Here is a 15058-nt window from a genome sequence, read left to right as displayed (position 1 = left end):
CGATGGCCGGCCTCTCCGACGTCTTCCTCAGCCCCCTCGGTCTGGTCGCCCTCCTCGCCGTGGTCCCACTGGTGCTCCTCTACCTCGTGCGGCCGGATCCGACCCGGCTCCGGCTGCCGACCCTGGAGTTCCTCACGGCCAGCGAGGAGACGGCCACCGACCGCCCCGCCCTCAGTCGCCTCCGCCGGAACCTCCTCCTGCTGTTGCAGGCGCTCGTCCTCGTCAGCGTGGCGCTGGCGCTCGCCTCCCCGTACGTCACTGTCCTCGGGAGCACGCAGGTGGAGGAGACGGTCGTCGTCCTCGACGACTCCGCCTCGATGACCGTGACGGACGCGAACGGACGCTCGCGGTTCGTCGCTGCCCGGGCCGCCGCCCGCGAGGCACGCGCCCAGACCACCTCGCTCGTCACCACGTCCCCGGCCCCGCAGGTCCGGGTCCAGCGGGCCGGCGAGGACGACTACATCGCGGCGCTCGACGACGTGACGGTGACCGACGCCGCGGGCGACCTCGCGGGCGCCGTCTCGCAAGCCATCGCCGTCGCCGACGAGGACGCCCGCATCCTCGTCGTCAGCGACTTCGCCGGCGACGACGCGTGGCGCAACGCCGTCGAGACCGCCCGCGGGCGGGGCTACACCGTCGACGTCCGACAGGTCGGCGGGAGCGTCGACAACGTCGGCATCGTCGACGCCACCTACGGCCGGACCGACGTGACCGTCTCGGTCAAGAGTTACGCCGATAGCGAGGTCCAGCGGACCGTCGCGCTCGGGGACCAGCGCGAGCGACTCACGCTCCGACCGGGCGACGTGGCCTCGGTGACGTTCGGGGTGCCAGCGGGCGACGCCGAGGTGCGGCTCTCGCCCGGCGACGACTTCCCGACGGACGACCGCCTCCACCTCGCCGGCCCGGACCGGGCGCGCATCCGCGTCCTGCTGGTGACCAACGGCGAGAGTCGGTTCCTCCGCACGGCGCTCGAGGTGCTCGACGAGGTGGAGTTGACCGTCGCGCGTCCGCCCACCTCCGTCTCCGAGGAGTACGACGTGGTCGTGTTCAGCGAGGTGGACGGCGACCGGCTGCTCCGGTCGACCACCGAGCGGGCCACGGACCTCGTCCGCGACGGGGGTGGCGCCATCGTCGTCGCGCAGGACGACCTCGCGGAGGTCCAGTACGGCTCACTGCTGGCCGTCGACCCCACCGGGAGCGAGCAGAATCCCACGCTCCGGGTGCAGGAGGACGACCTGACCGCCGGCATCCGGTTCCCGCCGCCGGACGCCTACCTGACCGCCGAACCGCCCGAGGGGACCCGGACGCTCGTGCAGGCCGACGGCTCGCCCCTGCTGGCCCGCGGGACCCTCGGCGAGGGGCGCCTACTCTACTACGGATACCTCCCGACGGCCTCCGAGTTCCAGTTCAACTACCAGTACCCCGTCCTCTGGAAGCGCATGGTATACGAGGCGGGGGGTCGCCAGCCGTTGCGGGCGACGAACCTGCAGACCGGCACCCGGGTCGCCGTCGGCAACGACACGCGGGTGGTCGGACCGGACGACGGGCAGGAGACCGTCTCCGGCCGGGTCGCGCTCGACGCGGCGGGCCACTACCGGGTCGGCGGCCAGCGACTGGCGGCCTCGCTCGTGAGCGAACCGGAGTCGAACGTCTCGGCCCCCGCGCTCTCGACGGGGCCGGACGGCGTCGTCCAGCCGCGCGAGGAGCAGGTTCCCCGCCCGCTCGACCTGTCGCCGGCGCTGGCGCTGGGTGCACTCGCGTTCGTCTTCGGCGAAGTGGCGCTGTTGCGCTACCGGGGTGACCTCTGATGTGGGTGCTGCAGTCGCTCCCCGACTGGCTCGGCCCGCTCGGCGAGGCGGCCAGTTACACCGTCCGTGGCGTCGAGGTGGGCGTCGCGGTGCCGGGCGTGTTGCTGGTGCTCCCCGTCGCGCTCGTCCTGCTGGGCGTCGCCACCTACCGGCGGGACGGCGATGGCGACTGGGGGCGCAACCGGCGGCTCGTCCTGTTCGCCACCCGGTTCGTCGTCGTCCTGTGTCTGGTGACCGCCGCCGCCGGGCCGTACACGGTCACGGAGCGCGAGACGGCGGGCGACCCACAGGTCAGGTTGCTCGTCGACGAGTCGAACTCGATGGCGCTCACCGACGCGAACGCGAACGGCCTCGTCACCCGCATCGAGGACGAGGGCGTCCCCGTCACGCGCTCGGTCGTCGCGTCCGACAACACCTCCCGGGTGGGGGACGCCATCGTCGCCAACGTCGAGCGCAACGGCTCCGTGCTCGTCCTCTCGGACGGGCAGGTGACGGGCGGGCGCTCGCTGGCCGAGGCCGCCGAGGTGGCCGCCGCGGCCGGCGCGACGGTCCACGCCGTCGCGCTCTCGCCGCGCACCGAGCGGTACGTCACACTCGCTGGGCCCACGAAGACCAGCGCCGGCATCCAGAACACGTTCCTCCTCCGGCTCGACGGGAGCGACCTCGGCGACGGGCCGGTCACGGTCACCGTCAGTGCCGACGGCACGCCCGTCTACACCGAGCGCATCGAGGACGGGAGCGCCACGGAGTTCACCTACGCGTTCGACGACGTGGGCACGCACCGGCTGACCGCCCGCGTCGAGAGCGACGACGGCGTCGAGCGCAACGACGTGTTCCGCAAGACGGTCCGCGTCGTCCCGAAGCCGAAGGTGCTCTACGTGGCGAAGGACGCCTACCCGTTCGGCGACCTGCTCGAACGGCTCTACGACGTGGACCGCGCCCCCGCGATACCGACCGACCTCTCCCCGTACCAGGCCGTCGTGCTACAGGACGTGCCGGCGTCTGAGGCGGGGAACGTCTCGGCCCTCCAGCGGGCGGTCATCGACGGCACCGGGCTGGTCGTCGCCGGCGGGCGCAACGCCTACGAGAACGGCGGCTACGCCGACTCCTCGCTCGCGTCGATGCTCCCGGTGACGCTGGGTGAAGGGGGCGGCCGGACCGCCCGTATCGTCCTGCTCGTCGACGTCTCCGGCTCCGCCGAGGAGGGGATGCAGGTCCAGAAGGCCATCTCGCTGGACGTGCTGGACCAGCTGGGCGACGCCAACGAGGTCGGCCTCGTCGGCTTCAACTTCCGCGCCTACCGGGTGAACGACATCGTCACGCTCGGGGAGAACCGCGGTGAACTGGAGCGGAAGGTGCGGCGGCTGACCAGCGGCGGCGGCACGGACCTCGGGACGGGGCTCCGTGGTGCGGCCGAACTCCTGGACGGGCCGGGGACGGTCATCCTCGTCAGCGACGGGCAGGACGGCGGCGCGAGCGCCCGTGCCTCCGCCCGGCAACTGGCCGACCGGGGCGTCCGCGTCGTCTCCGTCGGCGTCGGCCAGCGGGTCAACGACCCGTTGCTCTCCGACGTCGCGCGCATCACCGGGGGGCAGTACCTCCGGGCCGACGAGACGGACCGCCTGCGACTCCTGTTCGGCGGCGAGTCCCGCACCTTCGCGGCCGACCGACTCACCGTCGTCGACCGGAACCAGTTCATCACGGCCGGGATCGACCCCGAGTCGAACCCGCCGCTCACCAACGACGTGAGCGTCAAGTCGGGTGCCGACTTCCTCGTCGCCAGCGGCGAGGGCCAGCCCGCGTTCGCCCAGTGGCGCTACGGCCTCGGACGGGTCGTCTCCATCACGGCCTACGGCGAGGACGGCACCCTCGACGGCCTGCTCGAGCGGCCCGACTCGCTGTTGCTCTCGAAGTCCGTCAACTGGGCCATCGGGGACCCCGAACGCGGCGCGACGGGCGTCGTCAGCGCCCCGGACACCCGCGTCGGCGAGCGCGTGACGATTCGCTACGTCGGCGAGGAGCGACCGGACGGGCCACCGACGTTCCGTCGGGTCGGCGAGCGGAGCTTCGAGACCACCGTCACGCCCACCGAGATGGGGTTCCTGAACGTCAGCGGCGCCACGCTCGCGGTCAACTACCCACGCGAGGACGCCGGGTTCGGCCTCTCACCGGGGCTACAGGGCGCGGTCCGGACCACCGGCGGCGAGGTGTTCCGGCCGAGTCAGGCCGCCGAGATCGCCACGACAGTCGAGCGTGCCTCGCGGCGGGTCCGCGACGTGCGCGAGGAGTGGGACTGGCTCCTGCTGACCGTCGCGCTCCTCCTCTTCCTCGCGGAGGTGAGTGCCCGGCGGCTCTCGCGGTACCGACGGTCCGACGCGACGGCCGTCCCCAGTGCCGGGGACGACTGACCGGCCCACGTCTCGACACTCCCGAATCCGAGAGCGTCGTTTCGCACAAGAGATATGTCGCCGGACGTACCCTCTCTGCCCATGGGTCTACTCGGTGGAAGTATCAACGTCGCGCTGGTGTTCCTCGTGGCCGCGATGGTCGCGGGGACCGGCGGAGCGACGCTCTACTTCCAGGACTCCGTCGAGGACGTCCAGCAGCGCAACGAGCGACTCGAACAGCGGAACGAGGCGCTCGACGAGGAGCTGTCGGCAGCGCGTGCACAACTCGAACGGACGCGAGCGGAACTCCAGCAGCTGAACCAGAGCATCGACACCCGACAGGACGACCTGGAGCAGGTGACGACGGACCTCCGGGAGACCGAGGAGGAACTCCGGAAGACGGAACAGGAGCTGGCGAACACGCTCGAGGAGCTGGGCACGACGAGGGCGGAGCTGAACGAGACGGAGCAGAACCTCGAGTCCGCCACGGAACAGCTCGAGGCGACCCGCGACCGGGTGACGGAACTCGAGTCCCAGCGCTCGCAGCTCCAGGACGAGCTCGCCGAACTGCGGGGAGACAGGGAGGACCTCCAGCAGCGCAACACCGAACTGGAGCAGGAGATCTCCGACCTCGAGGACCGGCGGGACGCACTCCTCGACCGGGTCGCCGAGCTGGAGCGCCAGAACTCGGCGCTCGAGAACGAGACGGCGGAGCTCGAGACGGAGGTGGCGACACTCGAGGAGGAGAACGCGAACCTCCAGACGGAGAACGCGCAGTTGCAGACCGAGAACACGGACCTCCAGACGGAGAACGACGCCCTCCAGGACGAAGCGAGCTGCCTCCGGACCGAGGTGGCGAAGCCGGATGGTGAGGAGGACCCGAGCCGGTGCTGATGACCGACGAGTCGACTCGGGCTGGCGACGCCGAGAGCGAGGGCCGCGAGCGGGTACGACGCGCCATCGCACAGGTCCGACGCGAGACCGTCAAGGCCGCCGCCATCCACGCCGTCGTCGATGCCGTCCTCGTCGTGCTGGCGGTGAACCTCGCGGTGACCGTCCTCGGCGTCGACCTGCCCGGCCCGTCGTACACGCGGCAGGTCATCGCGGTCGGCGCGGGCCTGCTCGCCGGCGCGGGAGAGTTCGCCCTCCGGTTCCGGACCCCACCGGTCGAGCAGTTCGAGGCGGTCAACCCGGACGTGAGCGAGGCGCTCCGCACCGCGCGTGACGCCGCGCTCGACGGTGAGGAGACGCGGATGGCACGGCGGCTCTACGACGACGTGCTCGAGGGGTTGCAGTCGGCCTCCAGCGCGGACCTCGTCTCGACCGGTCGGGTCCTCGTGAGCGTCCTCGTCGTGTTCGGGCTGGCGCTGGCGACGGTGCAGGCGAGCGTGGTGGGCATCGACCTGACGCCGGCTCCGGAGCCGACGGACGGCGGGAACGCCGACGAGGGCCGGGACGACGACTACGACGGGCTCTACGACGGTGAGGCCATCCTCGGCGAGGAGACGGACGCCGACGCGGGCGACGACGAACTGGACGCGGTGGTCGGCGGGTCGCCCGGCAGCGAGGGCGACCCCGGCGAGTTCGACGAGGGCTACGACGGCGGCGGGTTCTCCTCGGACGCCTCGTACGACGCACAGCAGGCCGGCTTCTCCCGCTCGGACGACGTGGAGAACGCCGACATCATCCGCGAGTACAATCTCCGAATCAGAGACGACAGCGACCAATGACAGACGACTCATCGACCGACGGCAGCGACGGACGAGCGACGGCGAACCGTGCCGACACCGACGGAGGCGAGCAGGCGCTCGCCGACGCGGACGTGGAGATGGACGTGGACGACCTCCAGCGGAAACTGGACGAGGTCCGCGAGCAGGTGGGCAAGCGACTCGTCGGCCAGCGCGACGTGCTCGACGACCTGCTCGTCTGTGTCCTCTGTGACGGGAACGCGCTCCTGGAGTCCAATCCGGGGCTGGCGAAGACGCTCACCGTCCGCACCCTCGCGAACGTCACGGACCTCGCGTTCTCCCGCGTCCAGAACACCCCCGACCTGATGCCCTCGGACATCACGGGGACCGAGATCATCCGCGAGGGCGCCGGAGGCCGCGAGTTCGTCTTCGAACGGGGGCCCGTCTTCGCGAACGTCGTGCTGGCCGACGAGATCAACCGGGCGACGCCGAAGACGCAGGCCGCGCTGCTGGAGGCGATGGAGGAGAAGCAGGTCACCGCGGCGGGCGAGACCCACGCCCTGCCCGAACCGTTCTTCCTGATGGCGACGCAGAATCCCATCGAACAGGAGGGGACGTACCCGCTCCCCGAAGCCCAGACCGACCGCTTCCTCCTGAAGGTGCTCGTCGACTACCCGACGCTGGAGGAGGAACTCGAGGTGGTGGACCGCTACACGAGTCGGCTCGACCGGACCATCCCGGTCGAACCGGTGTTCGCCCGCGAGGAGATACGGGCCGCACAGGAGCTGGTCCGCGAGGTTCCCATCGCCGACGACATCCGGCAGCGAGCGGTCGAACTCGTCCGGGCGACGCGCGAGGCCGACCACATCGAGTACGGCGCCTCGCCCCGCGCGAGCATGGCGCTCGTGGTGACGGCGAAGGCCCGCGCCCTGCTCGAGGGCCGTGCGTACGTCAGCGAGGCCGACGTCGAGCGGATGGCCCGCCCGGTCCTCAGACACCGCATCATCGTCGACTTCCGGGCCGAGCGGGAGGGGACGACCCCCGACGACGCCGTCGAGCGGCTGCTGGAGGAGCGCTGAGCGCCACCGATGGCCATCGACCCGGGGTTCCTCGACGAGCTCGAACGGTACGCCCGCGCCCAGAAGCGCAACGTCGCCTCGCAGTTCCAGGGCGAGCAGCGCTCGGGCGAGCGCGGCGAGGGGCTGACCTTCTCCGACTTCCGGCGCTACTCACCCGGCGACGACACCCGCCGTATCGACTGGAAACTGTTCGCCCGCACGGACGAGTTCTACGTCAAGGAGTACGAGGCCGAGCGGAACCTCACGGTCCACGTCCTGCTCGACTCGTCCGGGTCGATGGGGTTCGCCAGCGACGGGCTGTCGACGAAGTTCGAGTACGGCGCGAAACTGGGGCTGGGGTTCGCGTACCTCGTCGCCCGCGCCCACGACGACTTCCGGTTCGCCACGTTCACCGACGACTACGAGCGCCTGGACCGTGGGCGCTCGAACCGCGGCGAGGTGCTGGGACTCGTCGACCGACTGAACGCCACCGAACCGACTGGGGACGCCGATATGGCCCGCCCGCTCGAGGCGTACGCCGACACCATCGGGTCGCGCTCGCTCGTCCTCGTGGTCAGCGACTGTCTGGAGCCGCCCGAGGAGATCGAGCGGGGGCTGGAGGCGCTCTCGCGGAACAAGCTCGTGCTGGCGCGGGTGATGGACCCCGCCGAGCGCGACCTGCCGGTCAGCGGCGACGCGCTCGTCGAGGACATGGAGTCACCGCGCACGCTCCGGACCCACCTCGGGGCCCGGCGGCGCGAGCGCTACCGCGAGCGACTGGAGCGACACGTCGAGGACGTGGCCGAGCGCGTCCGCACGCTCCGGGCGCGCCACGAGCTGGTCGACACCGGGGCGGAGTTCTTCGACTCGTTCGGGAAGGTCTGGGTGGAGTGAGCGCGGCTCAGGTGTCCCGTGCGGGCGAGGGTGTCGCACCGCCGAGCGCCTCGACGACCGCCTCGTGGATCTCCCAGACGTCGGGGACGTCGCGGGTCGGGTCGAGGGGGTGGTCCGCGAGCCAGCGGTACCGGACCGTCCGGTCGGTGTCGACGAGGAAACACGAGCGCCACGAGCGACGCAGGAGGCCGAACGTCCGGTAGTCGACCCCGAACGCCTCGGCCACGTCGAGGTTCGTATCGGAGTAGAGTGGGAACGGCAGGTCCAGCCAGTCGATGAAGCGGTGGTGGGTGGCGGCCCACGACTTGCTGATACCGACGACCTGGTAGCGATCCTCGGTCGCGAGGTAGCTGTAGTCGCGGAACGAACACCACTCGGCGACGCAGCTCGGGGTGAAGTCGTTGGTGTAGAACACCAGCAACACCGGTCGCTCGGCGAGCAACGACGTGAACGGGACCACCTCGGTCTCGCCGTTCGGCCGGGCGAGCGGCGCGACGAACGCCGGCGCCTCCTCACCGACGGCGAGCGCACTCGAACTCATCGTGTCACCTCCCAGTCCCAGTGCGATAACCGTGTTGCCGGACAGAGACGGGGTTCTTCCGACCGGCACCAACGCTCATGTCGACGCCAGCCGTCGACCGCGTATGACCGCAATTCGACTCCTGCGACACGCGACCCTGCTGGTCGAGTACGCCGACACGACCCTGCTAATCGACCCGATGCTCGCCGAGGCGGGCACGGCGCCGCCCATCCAGAACTCACCGAACGACCGGCGGAACCCGCTGGTCGACCTGCCGGGGGACGTCGATCCGGACGACCTCGCGTTCGACGCGCTGCTCGTGACACACCTCCACGACGACCACCTCGACGACGCCGCGAAGGAACGGCTGGCGGGCCACGGCGGGCCGACGCTCTGCCAGCCGGAGGACGCCGACGAACTCCGCGAGACGGCGTTCGAGGACGTCCGTCCGGTCGAGGAGGCGCTCGAACTCGGGGACGTGACGGTCACCCGCACGCCCGCACGGCACGGCCACGGTGCCCTCGCGGAAGCGATGGCTCCCGTCTCGGGGTTCGTCCTCGAGGCGCCCGACGAGCCGACGCTCTACCACGCGGGCGACACGGTGTGGTACGAGGGCGTCGCGGAGACGCTGGAGCGGTTCGACCCGGACGTCGTCGTCGCGAACGCCGGCGCCGCGCAGTTCACCGAGGGCCGACCCATCACGATGACCGCCGAGGACGTGGTGGCCATCTGTGAGGCGACCGACGCACGCGTCGTCGCCGACCACCTGGACGCCATCAACCACTGTCTGCAGACCCGCGCGGACCTGCGCGCGGCGCTCTCGGAGGCTGGCGTCGCCGAGCGCGTCGCGATACCCGAGGACGGCGAGACGGTGACCCTGTAGGGACCACCGCAACTTTTGCTCGGGCCGCTCGCACTCCGGGTATGTCACACCTGCTCTGCATCGGCGGGACCCGCTTCATCGGCCGGCACACCGTCGAGGAGTTCCTCGACCACGGCTACGAGGTGACGCTGTTCAACCGCGGGAACCACACGAACCCGTTCGCCGACGACGACCGGGTGAGCCACACCGAGGGTGACCGGACCAGCGAGGGCGAACTCCGCCTGGCCGTGGAGCGCGCCGACCCGGACGTGGTCGTCGACACCTGCGCGTACTTCCCGCGGGACGTTCGCGCTGCCACGGACATCTGCGGCGAGGCCGACGTGGACGCCTACGTCTACGTCTCCTCCGGTGCGGCCTACGGAGCCGAGCGGGTTCCGAAGCGCGAGGACGAGACCGCCCTCTGCGACTGTACGACCGAGCAGGCCACCGAGGACTCCGCGGCGAGCTACGGGCCCCGGAAGGCGGAGGGTGACCGCGCCATCTTCGAGGCGGCCGAGCGCGGCGTGAACGCGATGAGCGTCCGCCCGCCCGTGGTCTACGGGCCGCACGACTACACCGAACGATTCGACTACTGGATCGACCGGGTGCTGAACAACGACCGCGTCGTCGTCCCTGGTGACGGCACCAACCTCTGGCAGAAGGTGTACGTCGAGGACGTGGCGAGCGCGCTCCGAATCGTCGCAGAGGAGGGTGAACCCGGCGAGGCCTACAACGTCGGCGACGAGCACGCCCCGACCCTCGGCGAGTGGGTCGAGCGTATCGCCGACGCCACCGACGAGGAGGTGGAGGCGGTGTACGCTGGGCCGCGCGAACTGGAGGCCGGCGGGCTCGAACTCACCGACTTCCCCGGCTACCGGCCGGCGCCGCACCTGCTCTCGCTCTCGAAGCTCCGGGCGCTCGGGTGGGAGTCGACCCCCCACGAGGAGTCGGTCCCGGCGACCGTCGCCGAGCACCGCGAGTCGGACCGGACCGGGCGCGAGGAGGGCCCGGACCGGGAGGCCGAGGAGCGCGTGCTCTCGATCCTGGAGGTGATGTAGCCTCGGACCGGTCGTCGGCGCCCGGCAACCCTTTTGCCCCGCCTGCACGACTGCCGGGTATGTTCGAGAAGTCCTCGTGGATACGGCTGCCGCGGAACGTGGTCGTGGGCCACGGCGTCCTCGACGAGACGGTCGCGGCCGTCGAGGGACTCTACCTCGACGGCCGGCCGCTGGTCGTCACCTCGCCGACGCCGAAGGCCATCGCGGCCGACCGGGTGGCCGACCTGTTCGCCGAGGCGGGGTTCGACCCCGCGATGGTCGTGGTGGAGGAGGCGTCGTTCGCAGAGGTCCAGCGCGTCATCGACCGGGCACGCGAGGAGGACGCCGGCTTCCTCGTCGGCGTCGGTGGCGGCAAACCCATCGACCTCGCGAAGATGGCCGCCGACGAACTCGGGCAGGCGCTCGTCTCGGTCCCGACCGCCGCCAGTCACGACGGCATCGTCTCCGGGCGCGGGTCGGTCCCCGAGAAGGACACCCGACACTCCGTCGCCGCCGACCCGCCGGTCGCCGTCGTCGCCGACACGGAGGTGCTCGCGGAGGCCCCGTGGCGACTCACCACGGCTGGCTGTGCGGACATCATCTCCAACTACACCGCGGTGAAGGACTGGCAACTCGCCCACCGCCTGAAGAACGTCGAGTACAGCGAGTACGCCGGTGCGCTCAGCCAGATGACCGCCGAGATGCTCGTCGGGAGCGCCGGCTCGATCAAGCGGGGGCTCGAGGAGTCGGCGTGGATCGTCGTGAAGGCGCTCGTCTCCTCTGGCGTCGCGATGTCCATCGCCGGCTCCTCGCGGCCCGCCAGCGGCGCCGAGCACCTCATCTCCCACCAGCTCGACCGTATCGCCCCCGGCACCGCCCTCCACGGCCACCAGGTCGGGGTCGCCTCGGTGCTGACCGAGTACCTCCACTCCGGCGCGGACGGCGAGTGGAAGCAGGTCCGCGACGCCCTGCAGAGCCTCGGCGCGCCGACGACGGCCGCGGAACTGGGCCACGACCCCGAGGACATCGTGGAGGCGGCGACGACCGCCCACACCATCCGTGACCGCTACACGATCCTCGGCGACGGCTTGAGTCGGGAGGCGGCGATGGAGGCGGCGACGGTGACCGGTATCATCGGCTGACCATCTTTTACTCTCGGGTTCGCCTCCGGCGAACCGCTCGAGTAAAAACATGGGTGAAAAAGGCGCCACTCGGCCCTCCGGGCCTCGTGGCGGGTGAAACCGCGGCTTCGCCGCGGTACGCTGCTGTGACCGCGACCGCACCGCCACCACACCGCCACCGCACCGCCTCATCGCTCTCGATGCTCGCCGTTACCCCGCTGTACCAATCCGGCCACCCCACCCCCGAGCGCGGCACCTGCGACCCTCGTTCGAGAGAGAAAATCGCAAGACAGCGCGGCGTTAGCCCACCGTACCAAACCCCCTTTTGTCGGATAGGTCCTCCCTGCATCCATGAGCGCGACCACGGCGGCACCGACCACCGACCTCACCGACAAGCAAGAGCGCATCCTGAACTACCTGCGCGAGAAGGGCGTCACGAAGACGTACTTCAAGTCCCGGCTCATCGGCGAGGCGCTCGGGCTCTCGGCGAAGGAGGTGGGGTCCAACATGACCGCCATCTGTGAGGGGAACTTCGACGTTGAGGTGGAGAAGTGGGGCTACTCCTCCGGCACGACCTGGAAGGTCACGGTCTAGGGACGGATCGAGATCCTGGTCCCGGTCTCCGCCGGCGCGAGGTCGACGCCGGGCGCGTAGCCCTCCGCCACCAGCCACTCGGCGGTGTCCCGGAGCGTCTCCGAGAGCGGCCTGAACTCGACGCCCAGTTCCTCGCGGGCCCTCGTCGCGTCGACGGCCAGTCGCGCTCGGAGGAACCCGACGCCGGGACGGGTGAGTAGCGTCTCCGACCCGGTCACCTCGGCCCACTTCTCCGCCGCTATCGCGGCGAGGTAGATGGCCGGGTAGGGGAGGAGTCGCGGGGGTTCACGACCCCCGAGCGCGGCCACACGCTCGGCGAACTCGGGGAGGGCGACGTACTCGGCGCTCAGGACGTACCGGTCGCCCGCGGCGCCCTGTTCGGCCGCACGGACCATCCCGTCGACCACGTCGCGCACGTCGACGAAGTCGCTCCCGCCGTCGAACGTCGCCGGCAGGTCGCCGGTGAGCGCCTCGCGGACGAGTTCGGTACCGGGCGTCCCGGAGTGATCGCCCGGCCCGACGACGATGCTCGGGCACACCGTCACGACGCGCATCCGGCCGTCGCTCCCGGCGAGGTACCCCTCGATCGTCGCGTCGGCCAGCAGTTTGCTCCGGAAGTAGGCGTTCTCCCACGAGACGGGAGCCGGCGGCGTCGACTCGTCGCCCGGTGACCGGTCGGGCTCGCGCCCGATGGTGCCGCTGGAGCTGACGTGGACGAAGGCGTCGACACCCGCCGCGTCCGCCGCCGCCAGCATGTCCCGGGTCCCGTCGACGTTCACCGCCCGGAGGCGGTCCCAGTGCTCGCCCGGCCCGTAGTACTCGCGGAAGTACGCCGCGGTGTGGAACACCCGGTCGACGCCGTCGAGTTCGCCGGCGAACCCGGCCACGTCGGTCACGTCGCCCACGACGACGCGGACGTCGAGGTCACCCAGTACCCGATTGGCCTTCCCGCGCGAGCGGACGAGGACGGTCACGTCGTCGCCCGCGTCGACCAGTCGGCGGGTGAGCGTGTTCCCGATGAACCCGGTCCCGCCGGTCACGAACGATTCCATACCACAGGGAGGCTATCGGCGGGAATAACCTTTCTGCCGAGAGTTACTCGTGGCCGTACCGTACCAGCGAGTCAGCCACGGACGCCAGTTCGACCGCCGCCGTGTCGAACGAGTCGGCGAACCGGACCACCAGCATCAACAGCGTCTCCGGGCGCTCGACGGCGTATCCCCCGTCGCGCGAGAGCAGGCCGGCCGACTCCAGCTCGGCGGCGTACTTCGAGACCGTGGGCCGCGAGACGCCGAGGCGCTCGGCCAGCGCCGCGCCCGTCACGTCGGGGTCCTGCAGGAGCGCCACCAGCATCCCACGGGCGGTGTCGCGCCGCAGGTAGCCGAGCGCGCGCTTCTCGAACTCGGAGAAGCGGCCGGCGAGGAAGAACCGCTTGTAGTCGCCGTCGCGGGCCACCTCGACGGCTCCGCGCTCCTCGAGGCGCCGGAGGTGGTACTGCGTCTCGCCGGTGCCGAGCTTGAGGTCGTCGCGGAGCTTCGAGAAGTGTGCACCCGGCGTCGCCGCGAGGTAGCCCAGCACGGCGTCGGGCACGTCGGAGTCCGAGTCGGCGCTCGCGCTCGCCCGGTCGCCGTCACCGGAGAGCCGAGTGAGCGGCGTCGCGGCGCCTAAGGCGGCGAACCGACGGAGGGTGGCCCGCTTGGACTCGTCCACCCCGGACTCCTCGCTCATCAGTTGGAGAACGGGACTCCGGAGTAAAACACCTTCGTCCGGGTAGCCGTGGGAAACGACACCCCCACCGGGCCGCCGGCGGGACGGACCGAGACGCTCACTCCGGCTCGGGTTCCTTCTCCGTCTCCGCTCCGGCCCCGTCGTCGTCCGGTTCGCTCACCGTGCCGTCGCCGTCCGCCTCCGGGATGTCGGCCTCGGGGATCTCCTCGTCCATCTCCTGGATGACCTCGTCGGCGGACTTGATGTTCGTCGGGTCCGCGCCCGACTTGATGGCTTCCGCCTCCTTCTCCATCGCCTCCGTGTCGATCTCGGCCTCCTCGTCGATCTGACCGAGGATCTCCTCGATGTCGTCCAGGCCGATGAGTTCGCGCGTCTCCTCGTCGAAGTCGGCGCTCTCGAGCATCTCCTGGGCCGTGGAGACGTCGCTCCCAGTCAGGTGCTTGCCGTAGCGCCCGACGAGCGACGTGAGCTCCTGCGGCAGGACGAACGTCGTCGACTCGGACTGTCCGATGTCCGCGAGCGTCTCCATCCCCTTGTCGATGATGGCACGCTCGCCCATCGCCTCCGCGGACTTCGCGCGGAGCACGGTCGAGATGGCGTCACCCTGCGCCTCGAGGATCTGACTCTGCTTCTCACCCTGTGCGCGGATGATGTTCGACTGCTTGTCACCCTCGGCCGTCTCGATGGCCGAGCGGCGCTCACCCTGCGCCTCGAGGATCATGGCACGGCGACGGCGCTCGGCGGAGGTCTGCTGCTCCATCGCCTGCTGGACGTCCTGCGAGGGGTTGACCTCGCGGACCTCGACACTCTCGACGCGGACTCCCCACTCGTCGGTGGGTTCGTCGAGCTCGCGCCGGATGCGGGCGTTGATCTCGCCACGCTTGTTCAGCGTGTCGTCGAGTTCCATGTCGCCCAGCACGGCACGGAGCGTGGTCTGTGCGAGGTTCGAGACCGCACGCTTGTAGTCGTCGACCTCGAGGAACGCCTTCTTCGCGTCCATCACCTTGATGTAGACGACGGCGTCGGCGGTGACGGGCGAGTTGTCCCGCGTGATGGCCTCCTGGCGGGGGACGTCGAGCGTCTGGGTCCGCATGTCGAACGCGTAGGTGCGGGAGACGAACGGCGGGATGAAACTGATACCCGGCTCCAGCAGTCGGCGGTACTCGCCGAACACCGTCAGTGCGCGCTTCTCGTACGCGTTGACGATCTCGACCGACTGGTACACCGCCACGATGGCGATGGCCAGTATCACCAGTGCCACGATGGGGAGGGCGAACGCGGCTCCCTGCAACGGGATTAGCATACCTGTTCTTGGGTGATACCGGGGATAAGTGTTGGCCTAGGAAGGGGTCGAAACGGGC

Annotated in this window: 14 protein-coding genes; 10 read left to right on the top strand and 4 right to left on the bottom strand. The window is 70.6% G+C overall.

Features of this window, described 5'->3' with window-relative positions; all coding sequences use genetic code 11:
• Positions 1 to 2: 2 nt before the first annotated feature.
• The 6 genes from N0B31_RS00460 to N0B31_RS00435 all read left to right on the top strand — a co-directional run bounded on the left by N0B31_RS00460 (position 3) and on the right by N0B31_RS00435 (position 7835).
• The gene (locus N0B31_RS00460) at positions 3 to 1808 is read left to right on the top strand and encodes a DUF7408 domain-containing protein (protein WP_260593754.1); all 1806 of its coding nucleotides are present in this window, start codon (positions 3 to 5) and stop codon (positions 1806 to 1808) included.
• Positions 1808 to 4216, top strand: coding sequence for a vWA domain-containing protein (locus N0B31_RS00455; protein WP_260593753.1), 2409 nt, complete (start codon positions 1808 to 1810; stop codon positions 4214 to 4216). The genes N0B31_RS00460 and N0B31_RS00455 overlap by 1 nt, the downstream gene beginning before the upstream one ends.
• Before the next feature lie 81 nt (positions 4217 to 4297).
• A complete protein-coding gene (locus N0B31_RS00450; RefSeq protein ID WP_260593752.1) occupies positions 4298 to 5089 on the top strand; it encodes a coiled-coil domain-containing protein in 792 nt (263 codons plus the stop codon).
• Positions 5089 to 5925, top strand: a complete 837-nt coding sequence (locus N0B31_RS00445) for a DUF7502 family protein (RefSeq protein ID WP_260593751.1) — start codon at positions 5089 to 5091, stop codon at positions 5923 to 5925. The genes N0B31_RS00450 and N0B31_RS00445 overlap by 1 nt, the downstream gene beginning before the upstream one ends.
• 98 nt (positions 5926 to 6023) lie before the next feature.
• Positions 6024 to 6962: an AAA family ATPase gene (locus N0B31_RS00440; protein WP_260644031.1), complete on the top strand. Its 939-nt coding sequence runs from the start codon at positions 6024 to 6026 to the stop codon at positions 6960 to 6962.
• Between the two features lie 9 nt (positions 6963 to 6971).
• The gene (locus N0B31_RS00435; protein WP_260593750.1) at positions 6972 to 7835 is read left to right on the top strand and encodes a DUF58 domain-containing protein; all 864 of its coding nucleotides are present in this window, start codon (positions 6972 to 6974) and stop codon (positions 7833 to 7835) included.
• 7 nt (positions 7836 to 7842) lie between these two features.
• Here N0B31_RS00435 and N0B31_RS00430 read toward each other — a convergent pair whose 3' ends face one another.
• A complete protein-coding gene (locus N0B31_RS00430; protein WP_260593749.1) occupies positions 7843 to 8376 on the bottom strand; it encodes a redoxin domain-containing protein in 534 nt (177 codons plus the stop codon).
• Positions 8377 to 8479: 103 nt separating this feature from the next.
• On the opposite strand from N0B31_RS00430, the gene N0B31_RS00425 reads away from it, so the two are divergent.
• The 4 genes from N0B31_RS00425 (at position 8480) to N0B31_RS00410 (ending at position 11969) form a co-directional block, all read left to right on the top strand.
• A complete protein-coding gene (locus N0B31_RS00425; RefSeq protein WP_260593748.1) occupies positions 8480 to 9238 on the top strand; it encodes an MBL fold metallo-hydrolase in 759 nt (252 codons plus the stop codon).
• 41 nt (positions 9239 to 9279) lie between these two features.
• Positions 9280 to 10275, top strand: coding sequence for an NAD-dependent epimerase/dehydratase family protein (locus N0B31_RS00420; protein WP_260593747.1), 996 nt, complete (start codon positions 9280 to 9282; stop codon positions 10273 to 10275).
• 59 nt (positions 10276 to 10334) lie between these two features.
• Positions 10335 to 11396, top strand: coding sequence for an NAD(P)-dependent glycerol-1-phosphate dehydrogenase (locus tag N0B31_RS00415; RefSeq protein WP_260593746.1), 1062 nt, complete (start codon positions 10335 to 10337; stop codon positions 11394 to 11396).
• 330 nt (positions 11397 to 11726) lie between these two features.
• Positions 11727 to 11969, top strand: coding sequence for a DUF7123 family protein (locus N0B31_RS00410; RefSeq protein WP_260593745.1), 243 nt, complete (start codon positions 11727 to 11729; stop codon positions 11967 to 11969).
• On the opposite strand, the gene N0B31_RS00405 is transcribed toward N0B31_RS00410, so the two are convergent.
• The 3 genes from N0B31_RS00405 to N0B31_RS00395 all read right to left on the bottom strand — a co-directional run bounded on the left by N0B31_RS00405 (position 11966) and on the right by N0B31_RS00395 (position 15000).
• Positions 11966 to 13021, bottom strand: coding sequence for an NAD-dependent epimerase/dehydratase family protein (locus N0B31_RS00405; protein ID WP_260593744.1), 1056 nt, complete (start codon positions 13019 to 13021; stop codon positions 11966 to 11968). The two genes, N0B31_RS00410 and N0B31_RS00405, sit on opposite strands and share 4 nt — an antisense overlap.
• 43 nt (positions 13022 to 13064) lie before the next feature.
• Positions 13065 to 13697 carry a winged helix-turn-helix transcriptional regulator gene (locus tag N0B31_RS00400; RefSeq protein ID WP_260593743.1) on the bottom strand — a complete coding sequence of 211 codons (633 nt, stop codon included), beginning with the start codon at positions 13695 to 13697 and terminating at the stop codon, positions 13065 to 13067.
• 97 nt (positions 13698 to 13794) lie between these two features.
• The gene (locus N0B31_RS00395) at positions 13795 to 15000 is read right to left on the bottom strand and encodes an SPFH domain-containing protein (protein WP_260593742.1); all 1206 of its coding nucleotides are present in this window, start codon (positions 14998 to 15000) and stop codon (positions 13795 to 13797) included.
• Positions 15001 to 15058: the final 58 nt, after the last annotated feature.

Source organism: Salinirubellus salinus, from assembly GCF_025231485.1.
Lineage (GTDB): Archaea > Halobacteriota > Halobacteria > Halobacteriales > Haloarculaceae > Salinirubellus > Salinirubellus salinus.
Note: the sequence above shows the minus strand (reverse complement) of the source record. Positions and strands in the feature narration are given on the sequence as shown.